Source organism: Devosia sp. (genome assembly GCF_017744655.1).
Lineage (GTDB): Bacteria > Pseudomonadota > Alphaproteobacteria > Rhizobiales > Devosiaceae > Devosia.
The window spans coordinates 162,149-179,070 of the sequence record NZ_JAGIAW010000014.1 but is presented as its reverse complement, the minus strand read 5'-3'; the positions used below and the strand labels follow the sequence as shown (position 1 = coordinate 179,070).

Annotated in this window: 15 protein-coding genes; 12 read left to right on the top strand and 3 right to left on the bottom strand. The window is 61.6% G+C overall.

What is annotated here, in order from left to right:
* Positions 1-139: 139 nt before the first annotated feature.
* The 6 genes from J7557_RS20505 to J7557_RS20480 all read left to right on the top strand — a co-directional run bounded on the left by J7557_RS20505 (position 140) and on the right by J7557_RS20480 (position 8,456).
* Positions 140-1,219: an ABC transporter permease gene (locus tag J7557_RS20505; protein WP_291422498.1), complete on the top strand. Its 1,080-nt coding sequence runs from the start codon at positions 140-142 to the stop codon at positions 1,217-1,219.
* On the top strand, positions 1,216-2,253 hold the full coding sequence (locus J7557_RS20500; protein WP_291422145.1) for an ABC transporter ATP-binding protein: 1,038 nt from the start codon (positions 1,216-1,218) through the stop codon (positions 2,251-2,253). The genes J7557_RS20505 and J7557_RS20500 overlap by 4 nt, the downstream gene beginning before the upstream one ends.
* Positions 2,250-3,305 carry an ABC transporter ATP-binding protein gene (locus tag J7557_RS20495; RefSeq protein WP_291422143.1) on the top strand — a complete coding sequence of 352 codons (1,056 nt, stop codon included), beginning with the start codon at positions 2,250-2,252 and terminating at the stop codon, positions 3,303-3,305. Before J7557_RS20500 ends, J7557_RS20495 begins: the two co-directional genes overlap by 4 nt.
* Complete coding sequence (locus tag J7557_RS20490; RefSeq protein WP_291422141.1) at positions 3,295-5,397, top strand: alpha-amylase family protein; 2,103 nt, start codon at positions 3,295-3,297, stop codon at positions 5,395-5,397. The genes J7557_RS20495 and J7557_RS20490 overlap by 11 nt, the downstream gene beginning before the upstream one ends.
* A gap of 82 nt (positions 5,398-5,479) precedes the next feature.
* The gene (locus J7557_RS20485; RefSeq protein ID WP_291422138.1) at positions 5,480-7,414 is read left to right on the top strand and encodes an ABC transporter substrate-binding protein; all 1,935 of its coding nucleotides are present in this window, start codon (positions 5,480-5,482) and stop codon (positions 7,412-7,414) included.
* Positions 7,415-7,469: 55 nt separating this feature from the next.
* On the top strand, positions 7,470-8,456 hold the full coding sequence (locus J7557_RS20480; protein ID WP_291422136.1) for an ABC transporter permease: 987 nt from the start codon (positions 7,470-7,472) through the stop codon (positions 8,454-8,456).
* A 6-nt stretch (positions 8,457-8,462) separates the two neighbouring features.
* On the opposite strand, the gene J7557_RS20475 is transcribed toward J7557_RS20480, so the two are convergent.
* Positions 8,463-9,659 (bottom strand): ROK family transcriptional regulator, encoded by a 1,197-nt coding sequence (locus J7557_RS20475; RefSeq protein ID WP_291422134.1) that lies wholly within the window; start codon positions 9,657-9,659, stop codon positions 8,463-8,465.
* Positions 9,660-9,889: 230 nt separating this feature from the next.
* Between J7557_RS20475 and J7557_RS20470 the strand changes: the two genes are divergently transcribed.
* The 6 genes from J7557_RS20470 to J7557_RS20445 all read left to right on the top strand — a co-directional run bounded on the left by J7557_RS20470 (position 9,890) and on the right by J7557_RS20445 (position 15,320).
* Positions 9,890-10,864 carry a sugar ABC transporter substrate-binding protein gene (locus J7557_RS20470; RefSeq protein ID WP_291422496.1) on the top strand — a complete coding sequence of 325 codons (975 nt, stop codon included), beginning with the start codon at positions 9,890-9,892 and terminating at the stop codon, positions 10,862-10,864.
* A 74-nt stretch (positions 10,865-10,938) separates the two neighbouring features.
* Entirely contained in the window at positions 10,939-11,997 is a 1,059-nt protein-coding gene (locus tag J7557_RS20465; protein WP_291422132.1) for an ABC transporter permease, read from the top strand.
* Positions 11,994-12,770, top strand: a complete 777-nt coding sequence (locus tag J7557_RS20460; RefSeq protein WP_291422131.1) for an ATP-binding cassette domain-containing protein — start codon at positions 11,994-11,996, stop codon at positions 12,768-12,770. Before J7557_RS20465 ends, J7557_RS20460 begins: the two co-directional genes overlap by 4 nt.
* A 327-nt stretch (positions 12,771-13,097) precedes the next feature.
* A complete protein-coding gene (locus J7557_RS20455) occupies positions 13,098-13,916 on the top strand; it encodes an SDR family oxidoreductase (protein WP_291422129.1) in 819 nt (272 codons plus the stop codon).
* Positions 13,910-14,635, top strand: coding sequence for a FadR/GntR family transcriptional regulator (locus tag J7557_RS20450; protein WP_291422127.1), 726 nt, complete (start codon positions 13,910-13,912; stop codon positions 14,633-14,635). Before J7557_RS20455 ends, J7557_RS20450 begins: the two co-directional genes overlap by 7 nt.
* Before the next feature lie 4 nt (positions 14,636-14,639).
* Positions 14,640-15,320, top strand: a complete 681-nt coding sequence (locus J7557_RS20445; RefSeq protein ID WP_291422125.1) for an RraA family protein — start codon at positions 14,640-14,642, stop codon at positions 15,318-15,320.
* 87 nt (positions 15,321-15,407) lie between these two features.
* Here the strand turns inward: J7557_RS20445 and J7557_RS20440 are convergent, their stop codons facing one another.
* Together J7557_RS20440 and J7557_RS20435 are read right to left on the bottom strand one after the other, a co-directional pair.
* Positions 15,408-16,205, bottom strand: a complete 798-nt coding sequence (locus J7557_RS20440; protein ID WP_291422123.1) for an IclR family transcriptional regulator — start codon at positions 16,203-16,205, stop codon at positions 15,408-15,410.
* An 80-nt stretch (positions 16,206-16,285) separates the two neighbouring features.
* Complete coding sequence (locus tag J7557_RS20435) at positions 16,286-16,921, bottom strand: DAK2 domain-containing protein (protein ID WP_291422121.1); 636 nt, start codon at positions 16,919-16,921, stop codon at positions 16,286-16,288.
* Between the last annotated feature and the right edge of the window lies 1 nt (position 16,922).

Below are 16,922 nucleotides of genomic sequence, written 5' to 3'. Positions count from 1 at the left end.
TGCAGCGAGAGGAGGACGTGCAAGTGAAGCCCTGTGCTTTGCCCGCCGTGGCGCGCGCTTTGTGCCGTCGTGGGCCGCCATGACGATTGCGACACAAGAGAGCGAGACCATCGCCCAGAACGAACCGTCGTCCGTCGGCATGGCCACCCAGCGCCAACTGATCTGGACAAAATTCACCGAGCACAAACTCGCGCTCGCCAGTCTGGTCGTGATCGGGCTAATCTATCTCGTCGGCATTTTCTGCGAGTTCGTCGCGCCGCGCAGTCCGGAACATTACGACTCCGCCTATACCATGCTGGCGCCCCAGCCCCTGAAGCTGTGGTACACGGATGATGCCGGCCAGACGCAATTCGGCCTCCATGTCACGGGCTTTTCGTCCCAGCGCGACCCCAACACACTGCGCCGCGTCTTTGCGCCCGATGAATCCGTCATCATTCCCGTCAGCTTTTTTGTGCAGGGCCAGGACTACAAGCTCTTCAACCTGATCCCGGCCAATATTCATCTCATCGGGCCAGTCGATCCCTCCCAGCCCTTCTATCTCCTCGGTGCAGACCGTCTAGGTCGAGACGTGCTCAGCCGCGTCGTCTATGGCACGCGCATCTCGACCTCGATTGGTCTTATCGGGGTCGCCATCAGCCTCGTGCTCGGCGTCATCCTTGGGGGCATTTCGGGCTACTTCGGCGGCTGGGTCGACAATTTCATCCAGCGCGTCATCGAATTCATCATGTCGGTGCCTACCATTCCACTGTGGATGGGTCTGGCTGCGGCCATCCCGGTCACCTGGTCGCCGATCATGGTCTATCTGATCATTACGATGATCATCTCGCTGATCGGCTGGACGTCCCTGGCGCGCGAAGTGCGTGGCCGCTTCATGTCCTGGCGCAACGAGCCCTTCGTGATAGCCGCCCGGCTCGATGGCACCAGCCAGATGACCATCATCGGGCGCCATCTGGTGCCCGGCTTTGTCTCCCACATCATTGCCTCGGTGACCCTGGCCATCCCCGCCATGATCATCGCCGAAACCTCGCTGTCCTTCCTTGGCATCGGTCTCCGCCCGCCCGCCGTCAGCTGGGGCGTGCTGCTGCAGGAAGCGCAGAACATCCGCTCCCTCGCCGAAGCGCCGTGGCTCCTGACACCAGGCGTTCTCGTCATCATCACCGTCCTCGCCCTCAATTTTCTCGGCGATGGCCTGCGCGACGCTGCGGATCCCTACACATGAGCGACAAACCCCTCCTTTCCATTCGCGATCTCCAGGTTCAATTCGCCCTGCGTGAAGGCACGATCCGGGCAGTGGACGGTGTCGATCTCGACGCTCATTCAGGCAAGACGCTTTGCATCGTGGGCGAAAGCGGCTCGGGCAAGTCGATGCTGGCCCGCTCGCTGCTGCAGATCGTGGCCTCGCCCGGCCGGGTCACCGGTGGCGAGATCCTTTTTACGCGGTCCGGCCAACCCACCGTCGACATCGCCAAGCTGGATCCAACGGGCAAGCCCATCCGTGCCGTGCGCGGTCGCGACATCGCCATGATCTTCCAGGAGCCGATGAACTCGCTCTCCCCGATCCACAGCGTCGGTGACCAGCTGGTGGAAAAGATCCTGCTCCACCATCGCATCGGCAAGGCCGCCGCAATCGATCGTGCCGTCAACGCGCTCGACAAGGTGGGCATCCCCAACCCGCGCCAGCGCCTTAACAACTATCCCTTTGAATTGAGCGGTGGCATGCGCCAGCGCGTCATGATCGCCATGGCGCTCGCTTGCGAACCGGCCTTACTCATTGCCGACGAGCCGACCACGGCGCTCGATGTGACCACTCAGGCCAATATCCTCGATCTCATCGCGGATCTGCAGCGCGAACTGGGTATGGGGGTGGTGTTCATCACCCACGATCTCGGTGTGGTCGCCGAGATCGCCGATGAAGTGGCCGTGGTCTATCTCGGCCGCGTCGTCGAACGCGGTCCGGTCGAGGAAATTTTCTACAATCCTCAGCATCCCTACACGCTGGCGCTGCTCTCCTCCATTCCCAAGCTCGGTGCCCGCCGGGCGAGGGGGCAGCGCCTGCGGGCCATCGAGGGCATGGTGCCCCATCCGCTCAACCGGCCCAAGGGCTGCCCGTTCAATACACGCTGCGCCGAAGCGCGCGCGGGGCTCTGCGATCAGGTCGATCCACGCAACCTCGAATTGGCGCCCGGGCATTTCGCGGCCTGCCACATGCGTGATCCGGCCATTGTCGGCGACGCCGCGGGAGTATCGGCATGAACGTTCAGCCCACCCTCAACGCCGCGCCCCCGCCGGAACTGCTCATGCGGGTGAAGGACCTCAAGGTCCATTTCCCCATCAAGCGCGGCATTCTCAAGCGCACGGTCGGCCATGTCCGCGCCGTCGATGGCATCAGCCTTGATATCCGCGCCGGTGAAACCCTTTCCATCGTGGGCGAAAGCGGCTGTGGCAAGACCACGCTCGGACAGGCGCTCGTGCGTGTGCTCGAACCCACCAATGGGTCGATAGACTATTTCGGCAAGGATCAGAACGGCACAGATATTGCCCATCTCGGCGAAACCGAGCTCCGGCCCTATCGCTCCGATATCCGCATGATCTTCCAGGATCCCTTTGCTTCGCTCAATGCGCGGCGTCGGGTCATCGACATCATCGGCGAGTCGATGCGCAATTTCGGCGTCCGCGACGAGCGCGAACTCGAGAGCCAGGTCGCCGCGCTCTTACGCAAGGTGGGCCTGCGCCCCGAATATATGAACCGCTTCCCCTATGCCTTTTCGGGCGGCGAGCGGCAGCGCATCGGCATAGCCCGGGCCCTCGCGGTACATCCGCGGCTGGTCGTTGCCGATGAATGCGTTTCGGCGCTCGATGTGTCGATCCAGGCCCAAACACTCAACCTGATGCAGGACCTGCAGGAAGAGTTCGCGCTGACCTATGTCTTTATCAGCCACGACCTGAGCGTTGTTGAATATATCTCGGATCGCGTGGCGGTCATGTATGCCGGCCGTGTCGTTGAGCTCAGCGATACCGAGCAGCTGTTCGCCGCACCACGCCATCCCTATACGGCTGCGCTTCTTGCGGCCGTGCCAAGGCCCGATCCGCGTAGCGCCCGTGCCAAGCGCCCGACCCGCCTCAAGGGCGAGGTCGCCGATCCCGCCAACCGGCCTACCGGTTGCGCTTTCCATCCGCGCTGTCCCTACGCCACCGACCGCTGCCAGGCCGAAGATCCGCAATTGCGCCCGGTCGGTAGCAGCCTTGTTGCCTGCCACCACGCCGAAGAATTGATGCTCAAGGGAGTTACTGTCGATGCTGCATGAACAAGAGGCCGGCGCGGGTGTCGCTGCCGATACCAAGAACTGGTGGAAGCGCCCCTATCGCATGGTGCAGACCAACCTGCGCCAGACCGACGCGCTCTATGATCAGAAGGCGCTCGCCCGCGAGGTCAAGGCTTTCGGCGCCGACGTGCTGCTCTACAATATCGGTGGTATCTACGCCTTCTACCCCACGACGCTCGATCTTCATGCCATCAACCCGCATATGAAGGGCGATGCGCTGGGGGATGCCATCGAGGCTGCCCATTCCGAAGGCATTGCGCTTGTCGGACGCTATGACATGTCCAAGGCCACCCGCTTGGGTTACGAGGCCCACCCTGATTGGTTTGTACACAATGCCAGGGGCGAGGCGCTCGAATATAACGGCACTTACCAGGCCTGCGTGAACGGGGGCTGGTATCAGGACTATTCGCTGGAGATCATCTCGGAATCTCTCGGCAAATATGACGTGGACGGCGTGTTCTTCAACATGTTCGGCTACACCAACTTCACCTATTCGGGGCACTATTTCGGCACCTGCGTGTGCGACAATTGCCGACGTCTCTTCCACGATATGTATGGCAAGGCCCTCCCGCTCAAGGAGGATTTCTCCGATCCATCCTATGCCGATTATCTGGAGTTCAAGGACCGCACTTCGCTCGCATTGCGCGCCAAGGTCTACAAGCACATCAAGCAGGTCGCCCCGCAGGTCGCCATGACCGGCCATCGCGGTGACAGCGATCTCATCCGCATGGAAACCCAGCGCGCCGTCGACCGGCCGCAACCGGAATGGCCTTATCAGGCCGGGGAACAGGCGCGTTGGGGACAGGCCTATGGTCAGGGCAAGACGGTGTCCTCGACATCGGCCAATTTCATCGACTTTGCCTGGCGCTTCGTCTCCGAGACCGGGCCCTATCAGCTGGCCCGCGCCGCCCAGCAACTGGGTAGCGGGGCCACGCTCGACTATTATCTGCTCGGCGTGATGGAGCAGGACGACAAGACCGCCTTCCCGGACACTTCAAGGCTCTTTCATTGGCACAAGGCCAACGAACGCCACTATGTCGGCCTCAAGCCGGCCTCGAAAATTGCGCTCTATCATTCCCACGCTGTCGTACCCGGACATGGGGCAGGGGGCTATTCCAAGCGCCCGGCCAGCGGCCATCTCGCCGAGGCCGCCTTCCGCGGCGCCTATCGGGCCCTGGTCGAAGCACGCCTGCCTTTCGATCTCGTCGTCGATGAAGTCATCACAGGCGACAAGGGCGCCGATGTGCTCTCGCGCTACGATGCGCTGGTCCTGCCCAATGTCACCTGCATGTCCGATGCCGAAGCCAGAGCTATCGACGCCTGGGTCAAGGCCGGCGGCGTGCTGCTCGCTACGGGCGAAACCGGGCTCTATGACGAAAAGGGTGCGCGGCGTGAGACGCCTGCGCTCAAGAGCCTGCCCATTACCGACAGGCCGATGGCACGCCCCAACATGAAGGGGGCCTATTTCCGCGTCACGCCGGGCGAATTGCCGATCAGCGACGACGTCAAGCTCCTGATGCTTGATCACACCTATTACGTCGCAGAGGCCGCACAAGGGGCCGAAACGGTTCTGAAACTCCTGCCGCCGCAACGGTTCGGCCCGCCCGAACTCTGCTTCCCCGACTATGAAAGCGACATGCCCGGCGCGATTATCGGCGCCCATGGCAAGGGCAGGGCGATCTATGTGCCCTGGCATGCCGATGCGCTCTACTATCGCGACAGCCTGCCCCATACCCGGACCTTCCTCACCGATCTTGTCGTCCGCCACATCGCGCCGGCGAGGGTAAAGGTGGAGGGACGCGGTTCGCTCGAAGTGACGGTGCAGAGCCAGCCCGCCGAGGGCAAGGTGCTGGTCCACCTCATCAATTACAGCGGCCAACGCAACAATCTCTACGAGGACGCGCCGGCTCTGCATGGCCTGCGCCTCGGTGTTCGCGGGGTCACGGGTGCGGCCCTGGCCCTTGTATCGGGCGAGACGGTGCAGCCTGAGGGCCCCGCCGATAGCGAAGGCTATCTCTGGTACGCGCTGCCCCCGGTCGAGGCCTTCGAGGCCATCCAGGTCCGCGCCCACTGATTTCGGGAGCCGGCGTGCCCCGCCGGCTCCAGACCAAGGCGGATACACCGCCATAGACCTGAACATGGAGGAGGAGAAACTCATGCCTGATCTGTCGAAGCTGGCACTGACAGTGCCCAAGTTGACTCTGGTTGCCCTGCTGCTGTCGTCGGCCGCTGCGCTCGCGCAGGATTATCACGAAGCCCCGGTCCTGTCCGATCAGGTCGCGTCCGGGGCGCTGCCACCGGTCGAGGAGCGCCTGCCCGCCAATCCAATGGTGGTGGAGCCCTTTGAATCCGTCGGTCAATATGGCGGCACCTGGCGCATGGTGATGAGTTCACCAAGCGATATCGGTACCCTGGCGCGCACCATCGGCTACGAGAACTTCGTCCGCTCCGTGACCTGGCAGCCCGATATCGAGCAGGCCGACATCGTCCCTGATGTCATCATGAACGTCGCCGAAGACGTCGAGATCAACGAGGACGGCTCGGAATATACCTTTCATCTGCGCGAGGGACACAAGTGGAGCGATGGCGAACCCTTCACTGCCGATGACGTGATGTTCTGGTACAAGAACGTCTATTCCAACACCGCGCTTTTCCCTTCCAAACCCACCTGGACCGTCCGCAATGACAAACCGCTGGTGGTCGAGAAGATCGACGACACCACCGTCAAGTTCGTCTTTGGCGGACCCAATGGGCTCCTGCTGCAATATATGGCGACGCCTGCCAATGACGCCGAGCAGAACCAGCCCTTCGCCTATCCCAAGCACTATCTCGAGCAGTTCCATCCGGATTTCAACGCAAGCGCCGGCGGCACCGACTGGGTGCAGAATTTCCACGCCAAGGCGGATATGTGGCGCAATCCCGAAATGCCGCGGCTCCACCCCTGGATCATAACCCAGGGCATCGGGCAAGGCAGCGGCTCGCAGGTCATCGCCGAGCGCAATCCCTATTATTTCAAGGTCGACACCGAAGGGAACCAACTGCCCTATTTCGATCGGGTCACAGTAGACATCATTACCGACGCGCAGGTCACCACGCTCAAGGCCGCCAATGGCGACTTCGACATGCTCGACTCCTATGTCGGGTTTGTCGCCACGCCGGAAAATCGCGGCACCTTTTTCGACAATCAGGAAGCGGGCGGTTATGAGTTCTACGAGGTGCTGCCCAACCGCGCCAACCTCATGATCGTTTCGCTCAACATGACCCACAAGGATCCCGTGTTGCGCGATTTGTTCGGCAATAAGGTCTTCCGCCAGGCACTGTCGACGGCCATTAACCGCGAAGAGGTCATCGAGCTTGTCTGGCTGGGCCAGGGCCTGCCCTACCAGACGGTTGAACGTCCCGAATCCCCACTCTTTGACGAGGAAATGGCGACCCAGTTCACCGATTTCGATATCGCCAAAGCCAATGAAATGCTCGATGGCCTGGGGCTCACCGAGAAGGACGGCAATGGCATCCGTCTCATGTCCGATGGCCGGCCGCTGCAATTCACCATCGACATATCGGTCATTCGCCAGCCCTGGATCGATAGTGCTGAACTGATCAAGGGCTATTGGCGCCAGATCGGGGTTGATCTGCTCGTCAATACCTCCGACACGACGGCCCTTAATCAGCGGGTCGAGTCCAATGACCACGATGCGGCGGTCTGGTCTGCATCGGGCGGCGCGGACTCTATCTTTGATCCGAAATACTACTTTCCCTCGTCCTGGGCCGCCTTCTACGCCACGACCTGGGGACAGTGGTTCACCAATGACACCAACCCAGAAGAGCCGTCCGAAGCCGCCAAGCAACAGATGGATCTTTACCAGCAGGTTTTTGCCGAAGTGGATGCCAGCGAGCGCCTGCGGCTGATGCAGGAAGTGCTGCGCATTTCCAAGGACGAGTTCTATACCATCGGCGTGATGCAGCCGACCTCGGACTACGGCATCGTGAACAAGCGTATGGGCAATTTCCCATCCGTGCTGCTTGCCAGCTCCGAATACGCCCATCCGGGCGCCGCCAATCCCGAGCAGTTCTACTACGAAGCCGAATAGACCTTGTTCCGTCGCCCGGCCCAAGGGCCGGGCGACTCCCGTTTCGGAGAGTTCGATGACCGCCTTCATCCTGCGCCGCTTGCTCTACATGATCGTCACCGTCGCTGCGATTTCGCTGATGACCTTCGTCATCATTCAACTGCCGCCCGGCGACTATGTGACCGCCATGGTCGCCCAGTTGAACCTGCAGGGCACGACGGTCGATCCGGCGGAGATGGCTGCCATCCGGTCACGCTACGGGCTCGATGATCCGTTCTGGGTTCAATATTGGAAATGGATCTCCAATATCATCTTTGCCGGGGACTTCGGCTATTCGCTCGAATGGCGCCGCCCGGTCGCAGATCTTCTCTGGAACCGGCTTGGCCTTACCTTCGTCCTCGCGCTCATCACCCTGCTTTTCATCTGGGCTATCTCTCTGCCCATCGGCATCTACACGGCCGTGCGCAAGAACACGATTGGCGACTATCTCGCCACGTTCGTCGGCGTGCTTGGCCTTGCCATCCCCAATTTCCTTTTTGCCCTCGTCCTCATGTATATCGCCTTCCGCTATTTCGGCACCGGTATCGGCGGTCTGTTCTCGGCCGAATACGAGAATGCGCCCTGGAGCTGGGGCAAGCTGCTCGACATGGGACAGCACCTGATCATCCCCACCATCGTGCTCGGGACCAGCGGCACGGCATCTCTCATCCGCATCCTGCGAGCCAATCTTCTCGATGAACTGGGCAAGCCCTATGTGACGACGGCGCGGGCCTATGGCCTGTCGGAAAGGCGCATGCTGCTCAAATATCCGGTCCGCATTGCGCTCAACCCGTTCATTTCCACGGTTGGCTGGGTTCTGCCCACGCTCGTCTCGGGCGCGACCATCACGGCGGTAGTGCTCAACCTGCCCATGACCGGTCCCTTGCTGCTTCAGGCGCTGATCAGCCAGGATATGTATCTGGCGGGCAGCTTCATCATGATGCTCAGCGTCCTCACGGTGATCGGTACCCTCCTTTCCGATCTCCTACTTGCCTGGCTCGACCCTCGCATTCGTTACACCTGATGGGCTTTACGCCGTCAGGCGCAGGTTGCCGTTCATGAAGTAGCGGTCGAAGAGGGGGCTGGCGGCGGCGCCGATGGCGCGGGCGTTGAAGCCGACGGTCGCGGCTTCCACGCGCGGGGCTATGAGGCCGCGCATGTCCTGATTGACGAGGTAGCGGCGGGTTCTTTCGACGAGCTCGTGTTTGACCGCAGTTGGGAAGGCGCCATCGATCAGGATGGCTTCAAAATCGATGACGGCGCAGACCGAAAGGCTGGCGCGAGCGAGTTCCTGGGCGGTGCGGCCGATCCAGGGCTCGACGAAGCGGGGGAAACGGCTCCAATCCTGCGGCAACGTCCAGAGTTCTGCCGGGTCGTGGCCATTTTCGATGAGGCGGGTTTCGAGGAGGTGGATCGAGGCAACGTCGATCAATTGCTGGCTTTCGCCCTGCGGACCAAAACTGCGGAGCGAGCCCAGGGCTCCGGCATTGCCGCGATGGCCGGGATAGACCGAGTTGTTGAGGACAATGCCGCCGCCGATGAAGGCGCCGACGAAGAAATAGGCGTAGTCGCGAAACTCCTTGCCGCGCCCATAGATGTGCTCGGCCTGACATCCTGCTGTGGCATCGTTGACGAGGCTGACCGGCAGGTCGGTGAACTCGGCCAGCTCAGTGGCGAAATCGACATCCTTCCAGAGCAGGAATTCTTCGGCCGGGGCACCGACGAGTTCGTTCCATTTCCAAAGTTCGAACGGCACGCCGATGCCGATGCCGCAAATGCGGGTGCGTTCGTCCGCCGAACAGGAGGCGAGAATCTGCGTCAGGCCCTCGCGCAGGAAGGCGAAGATGCGCTCCGGGAGGGGATAGGCATAGGTGATCTGCAGCTGCTGGCGCACCGTGCCGCGGAAATCGGCGAGCAGCAGCACGGCGCTGCGCCGCCCGATCTTGCAGCCGACCGAGAGCACGCCGCCCTCGGCCAGACTCATAGGCACGGAAGGCTTCCCGACCTTGCCCTTGACCGGCGCACCGCGCGCCAGAAGTCCCTCAGCCTCCATCTCGCGCAGAATGATCGAAACCGTTTGCGGTGAGAGGTTTGCGAGGCGCGCCAGGTCGCTGCCGGCCAGTGCTCCATGACGCTGCAAAAGGGTCAGCAGCAGCCGTTCGTTGTGATCCCGAACCCCACTCTGGTTGACCCCGCTGCTGACGCTTCTGATGTTTGCCGTAGTCATGGCGGCACCATAGTTGGAGCTTTTCCGAAGCGGAAGATAGCGCATCTCGAATAAATAAATAAATGAGATTTATATATTGACGACCGATCCTCTTCCGCGCAACGATGGAAGGGTGAAAACGCATGGAACCAGCCTTCCGCCTGTGGAGGAGCCGCTTTGGCGGGGGCTGTTTCAAGGGAGAGAAATCCGTGAAGAAGCTGCTTATTGGCACGGCATTGAGCCTTGCCGTCATGTCGTCCGCTGCCCTGGCACAGGATGCCGTCAGCGCCTGCCTCATCACCAAGACCGATACCAATCCCTTCTTCGTCAAGATGAAGGAAGGCGCCGAAGCCAAGGCGCAGGAACTGGGCGTGACGCTCAAAGCCTTTGCCGGCAAGATCGACGGCGATCATGAAACCCAGGTTGCCGCCATCGAAACCTGCATCGCCGATGGCGCCAAGGGCATTCTCATCGCCGCCTCCGATACTTCGGCTATCGTCCAGTCAGTCCAGAAGGCCCGCGATGCCGGCCTGCTGGTCATCGCGCTTGATACCCCCCTCAATCCGGTCGACGCGGCTGACGCTACCTTCGCCACCGACAATTTCCTGGCCGGCGAACTGATCGGCAAATGGGCCGCTGGCAAGCTTGGCGCAGAGGCTGCCAATGCCAAGATCGCCATGCTCGACCTCGCCGTCAGCCAGCCCAGCGTTGATGTGCTGCGCGACCAGGGCTTTCTCTCCGGCTTCGGCATCGACCTGGGCGATCCCAACAAGTGGGGCGATGAAAGCGATCCGCGCATCGTCGGCCATGACGTGACGGCCGGTAACGAGGAGGGCGGTCGCAAGGCCATGGAAAACCTCCTCGCCAAGGACCCGATGATCAATGTCGTCTATACGATCAACGAACCCTCCGCTGCTGGCGCCTATGAAGCGCTGAAATCCATCGGTCGCGAAAAGGATGTCACCATCGTCTCCGTCGACGGCGGGTGCCCGGGCGTGGCCAATGTGAAGGACGGCGTCATCGGCGCCACCTCGCAGCAGTATCCCTTGCAGATGGCGGCCCTTGGCGTGGAAGCGATCAAGGCCTGGGCCGATAGCGGCACCAAGCCGATGCCGACTGAAGGCAAGGACTTCTACGATACCGGCGTGAAACTGGTGACCGACCAGCCGGTCGATGGCGTCGACTCCATCGATACGACCGAAGGCGCCAACCTTTGCTGGGGCTGATAATCTAGTCGTCGGTTCGGGGCGGTGGAGGTCGCCCCGAACCACCACAGTGAATTCGGGCGAGGAGAAACCCAATGACCAACCCAACCGAGGCCGAAGCCGGCCTCGCGCGCCGCAACGAGTCGATTGCGAGCTTCGAGCAGCAGATTACCCTGCTCTCGCGCCTGCAGCATGCGCTGCACAGCAATCCCGCGCTCGTGCCGCTGATCGTGCTGGTACTCTCGATCGTGGTGTTTGGCGCGCTGCTCGGCGGCAAGTTCTTCTCGTCCTTTGCGCTGACGCTGATCCTGCAACAGGTGGCCATTGTCGGCATCGTGGGCGCAGCGCAGTCGCTGGTCATCCTCACCGCCGGCATCGACCTCTCGGTCGGCGCCATCATGGTTTTGAGCTCGGTGGTGATGGGCCAGTTCACCTTCCGTCTCGGCATGCCGCCAGCGGTCGCCATCGCTTTTGGCCTCGCGCTCGGCACCTTTATCGGCTTCGTCAATGGCTGGCTGATCGCGCGGGTCAAACTGCCGCCCTTCATTGTGACGCTGGGCGTCTGGCAGATCGCCCTTGCCAGCAATTTTTTGTATTCGGGCAATGAGACGATCCGCGCCCAGGAGATCGAGACCCAGGCTCCGCTACTGCAGTTTTTCGGGCAGTCGTTTTCGGTGGCCGGGGCGGTCTTCACCTATGGCGTTATCGCCTTCATCGCCATTGTGCTGGTGCTCGCCTATGTGCTGCGCCACACGGCCTGGGGCCGGCATGTTTATGCCGTGGGCGATGATGCCGAAGCGGCCAAGCTTGCCGGCGTGAATACGCGGGCAGTGCTGATCTCGGTCTATATGCTGTCGGGCCTTATCTGCGCTTTTGCGGGCTGGGTGCTCATCGGCCGCATCGGCTCGGTCTCGCCGACCTCGGGGCAGACAGCCAATATCGAAAGCATTACGGCCGTGGTGATTGGCGGCATTTCGCTCTTCGGCGGGCGCGGCTCGATCATGGGCATGCTGTTCGGCGCGCTGATCGTCGGCGTATTCTCGCTAGGGCTGCGTCTCCTCGGCGCCGATGCGCAATGGACTTATCTCCTCATCGGCGTTCTCATCATCGCCGCCGTCGCGGTCGATCAGTGGATTAGAAAGGTGTCGGCATGACCCAACCGGTTCTTTACGCGCGTGGCCTCAACAAGCGCTATGGAAAGGTCACGGCACTCGACAATTGCGATTTTGACCTGATGCCCGGCGAAATCTTGGCTGTCATCGGTGACAACGGCGCGGGAAAGACCTCACTGATCAAGGTGCTCTCGGGCGCCATCCAGCCCGATAGCGGCGAGATGTTCCTCGAGGATCGCCAAGTCAGTTTTCCCTCCCCGATCGCTGCGCGCCAGGCGGGCGTCGAAACCGTCTACCAGACACTTGCCATGTCGCCGGCCCTTTCGATTGCCGACAACATGTTCATGGGGCGTGAGCTGAGGAAGCCGGGTTTCATGGGCTCGGTGTTGCGCCAGCTTGACCGGCCTGCCATGGAGCGAATTGCACGCGAAAAACTGTCGGACCTGGGCTTGATGACCATCCAGAACATCAACCAGGCGGTCGAAACTCTATCCGGTGGGCAGCGGCAGGGTGTTGCGGTGGCGCGTGCGGCGGCATTCGGCTCGAAGGTTATTATTCTTGACGAGCCGACTGCTGCACTCGGTGTCAAGGAATCCCGGCGCGTGCTGGAATTGATCCAGGACGTTAGAGCGCGTGGTATTCCGATAATTCTAATCAGCCACAACATGCCGCATGTGTTTGAAGTGGCCGACCGCATCCACGTGCATCGCCTTGGCCGCCGGCTCTGCGTCATTGATCCTAAGGACTATACCATGTCCGACGCCGTGGCCTTTATGACCGGAGCCAAGGCCGCACCCCAGCAGGTTGACGCATAGCCCGAACGAGGGGCCGGTAGCCGGTATGATCCGGCGGATTGATCGTCCGAGACACCGCGACGCAAAGGCCGGCTTTGGCGGCCTTTGTTTTGAGCCCACGGGTGCTGCCCACTTAGCTACGGAATTCCAAGGCGACTATGAGTGCCGGTTCAGGATCCGGCGCTAAGACGCGTTCCGCCGAGTTTCTTCGGAGCGCCGACCTCGCATTTTTAAGCTCGAGAGCGTGATGGGTTGGCCTGCCACCCACCACGCACTCTATTCGGACCCTTGTCAAACATCCTCAGCCAACTTATGACATATGACTTATGACATAAGTTGGAGCGATAGATGTCTGACCTTTTCAGCGTCGCTGGCAAAGTGGTGGTCCTGACCGGTGGTCTGGGGCAGCTTGGTCGCGAATTTACCACTTCGCTGGCCAAGGCCGGTGCCAAGGTGGCGGTCTATAGCCGCCGTTCGATCACCCAGGAAAAGTTTGACGAGCTGTTTCCCGGGCTCGGCGAAAACGTTCGCATCTATGAAGCCAGCGTTACCGACAAGGCGGCCATCGAAGCTGCGACCGACAAGGTGATCGCCGATTGGGGCGTGCCGGATGTGCTGGTCAACAATGCTGGTATCGACTCGAAACCCGATGGCGGCGCCGAGCAGAATGCGCCGTTTGAAGTCTATCCGCAGAAATTCTGGGACGAGATCATCGATACCAACCTGACCGGCGTGATGCTGTGCAGCCAGGTGGTCGGCGCCAAGATGGCCGAGAAGGGCCGCGGCAGCATCATCAATGTGGGCTCGATCTACGGCATCGTCTCGCCCAACCAGGCGCTCTATGCCTATCGTGAAAAGCGCGACGGCGTGCCTTTCATCAAGGCGGTGTCCTATGCGGCCTCGAAGTCCGGTCTCGTCAACCTGACGCGCTATGTCGCGACCTATTGGGCCGAGAAGAATGTCCGCTGCAACCTGATCTCCTTCGGTGGGGTCAAGACCGGCAGCTTCGACAAGGAATTCGTCGACAACTTCCTCGAGCGTGTGCCGATGCGCCGCCAGGCGGAAAAGGGCGAATATAACGGGGTCATCCAATTCCTCGCCTCGGACGCCTCCTCCTACATGACCGGCTCCAACGTCGTGGTCGATGGCGGGTTTACCGCATGGTGACCCCAGGCGCGTCAGATCGGGAAAAACTCCACGCTTCAGTGGTAGCCGCCATCGAGGCGGACATCCTCTCGGGCGAATTGAAGGTCGGCGAACGCCTGCCTTCGGAAGCCGAATTGGCGCGCCGCTTTTCGATCTCGACGCGCTCGGTGCGCGAAGGGCTGCAAATCCTTGAAACCAAGGGTCTCGTCCGTCGCCGCCATGGCGAGCGCGCCGAAGTCGTGCGCGATGACGTGGACCAGTTTCTTGGTTCGCTGGCGACGAGCGTGAAGACGCTCTTTGCCGAGGACCCGGCCTATCTCGTGCAGCTCATGGATGTGCGCCGCATGTTCGAGCTGGAGGTGGTTGGGCGGCTGGCGGCGGGCGAGGGCAAGGTTTCCGAGGCGGTCGAGACGGCTTTGGCTGATCTCGCAGCGGCCAAGGATTTTGCCCACTATGCCGAGGCCGACGCGAAATTTCACCTCGCGCTGGTGCAGTCGCTGGGTAATGAAATCATGTCCAGCGTCTATGCCAATCTCTATGGGCTGATCACCGACGTGATCCGACTGACGAGCCGCGTGCCGAGCAAGACGCAGGCCGAAGGCGTCGCCGAACACCAGGCCATCTTCAAATCCATCCGTAGTGGCGATGTTGAACAGAGCCGCGCGCTGATGCGCGAGCATATCGACAATTCCACCACCTATCTCGAACAGGCGATCGACGCCGCAAGAAAGGGACGCTGAGACAATGGCGGCTTATGACTACAACAATACTGACTGGGCAGCGATCAAGCGGCTTTCCCAGTGGTATTCGGGCGATATCCACGACGTGCTCGATGGCCGCGGCCCTTATGGCTACCTCAAGGGCATTTCGCAGTTTGGCGTGCTGGCGCCCGGACAGGTCGTGTGTGGCCCCGTCTCGACCGTGCTCTATGAAAAAAGCCCGCGCGTCGGCCAGCCGCAGGACGTCTATCACGGTGCCATCGATGCCGTGGTCAAGGGCGGCATATTGATGGTCGATAGTTCCTGCGCCGAAGGTTCGGGCACGGGCGAACTGATGTCGAGCGGCGCCAAGACCAAGGGCGCGGCCGCGACCGTCGTCAATGGCACGGTGCGCGACCTCGCTGAAGTGCGCAAGCTCGACTACCCGCTCTTTGCCAAGGGCATGAGCCCGGTGGGCGTTTCGGGCCGCATGGAAGCGACCTATTTCCAGACCGAACTCAATATCGATGGCGTGCGCATCCGCCCCGGCGACGTCATTTTCGCCGACGTGACCGGCGTGGTGGTCATTCCCCATGAGCTGGTGGGCGTGATTGCCGATGCGGCAGACGAGTTGGGCAAGAACGAAGTGGCCTGCCGCCAGCGCATCCTCGCCGGCGAAGACCTGCAGAAGATCTGGCCGGTCGGCAAGACCGGCGGCCCCGTTTGATCGGCAGATGAAACAGCGCCGGCGGCACGAAATGCCACCGGCGCAAAAGCCCAAAACACGCCAACCAGAGGAGGGAGGCGAATGCAGTTAGCGGACGTATCCCAGACGCTGGGAAATCAGGTTGGCGTGGTAGATGACAACTTTGTTGAGCTCATCGACCTCGGCCATGGGCAATTGCCAGGCGGGGGAGCTGATGCTGATGCCGGCAAAGACGGCGCCGGACTGGTTGCGGATCGGCGCGCCGATGCAGCGCAGACCCGGCTGGTGTTCGCCATTGTCGATGGCGTAGCCGCGCTGCCGGGTGAGGTCGAGTTCGGCGCGGAATGCGTCGGGCTCGGTGAAGGTGGTTTCGGTGAAACGCTCAAGACCGGCATCGATAACCCTCGCGATGATCTCTTCAGGTTGATGTGCCAGGATAGCCTTGCCGACGCTGGTGCAGTGGACCGGCGAATTTTCGACCATGGTGTTGCTGAGCATGGGCTCGGCTTCGGTGCGCTGGATGACGACGGCGCGGTGGCCGTCGAAAACGGCGAGGTGCACGGCGCGGCTCGTGAGGCGATGGAGGGCATCGACGATGACCCGGCCTTCGCGGTTCAGTTCGAGATTAGCGAGCACGGTATTGCCGAGCTCGAAGAGCCTGAGGCCGAGCCGGTAGGCGTCGCGTTCGCGCTCTTGCTCGATAAAGCCAACCTCGCGCATGGCGGCGAGGAGACGGTGCGTGGTGGAGCGCGGATAGCCGGTTCTGGCGCAGATTTCGGCCAGGGTCAGCGAGCGGTGTGCGGTGTCGAAACAATCGAGCACGCGCGACACTTTTGTCAGAGATTTGAGGCTTTCGTCGCTGCGCGCCGGCTTGGCTGGGGCCAGTGCTTGATCGGTTTCGGTCATCGGCTGGGTCTCAACACTTTGGCTGAACAATCGCACACGACCGCAAAGCCTAATCCTCTTATTTCACTTCTTGGCCGCTCTCAAGCAACGGGCGTTGCGCCATGTTGAGCGGTTTTGGCAAGACTGCGAACGATTTCGGCCAAAGCCAGCATGCCAGGATCGTCGAGACCGACGCTCTTTTCGGCGAACATGCGGGCGCGCCCCATGGCGGATGGGCGATTACGGAATTCGGCGAGGACGGCGTCCATGGCCTGTTCGGCCGCCGCAGCAACGCTGGCGGCATCGGTCTTACCTTCGAGGCTAGAGGCAAGCGCATCGAGACCGTCGATGATGGTTTTAGCGCCCAGTTCGGCCTTGCCGCGCACCATGGCGGCATAGCGGATGGCGGCGAGGAGGCCAGAGAGGTCGGACCAGTCGAGTTCGGTCTTGCCGGTCGTGGCTTTGCCGGCGGTCATCATGGCGGTGATGATGAGCGTGCCCAAGCTGGAGCCGGTCGAGGCCGCGCCGGCCTTGGCGAGGGCCATGAAGCCGGCGCCGAGGTTTTCGGCGTTTCTGACATCCACGGCGGCAAACGTGCCGATGAGGCGGGCCAGCATGGTGCCGGTATCACCATCGCCCAGTTTGGCGTCGGCGGCGTTGAGCACGTCGGTCAAGCGGGACATGGCGGCATTGGCGCGGGTGATGGCGTCGGCCAGGGTTTCAAGCGTGATGGCCATG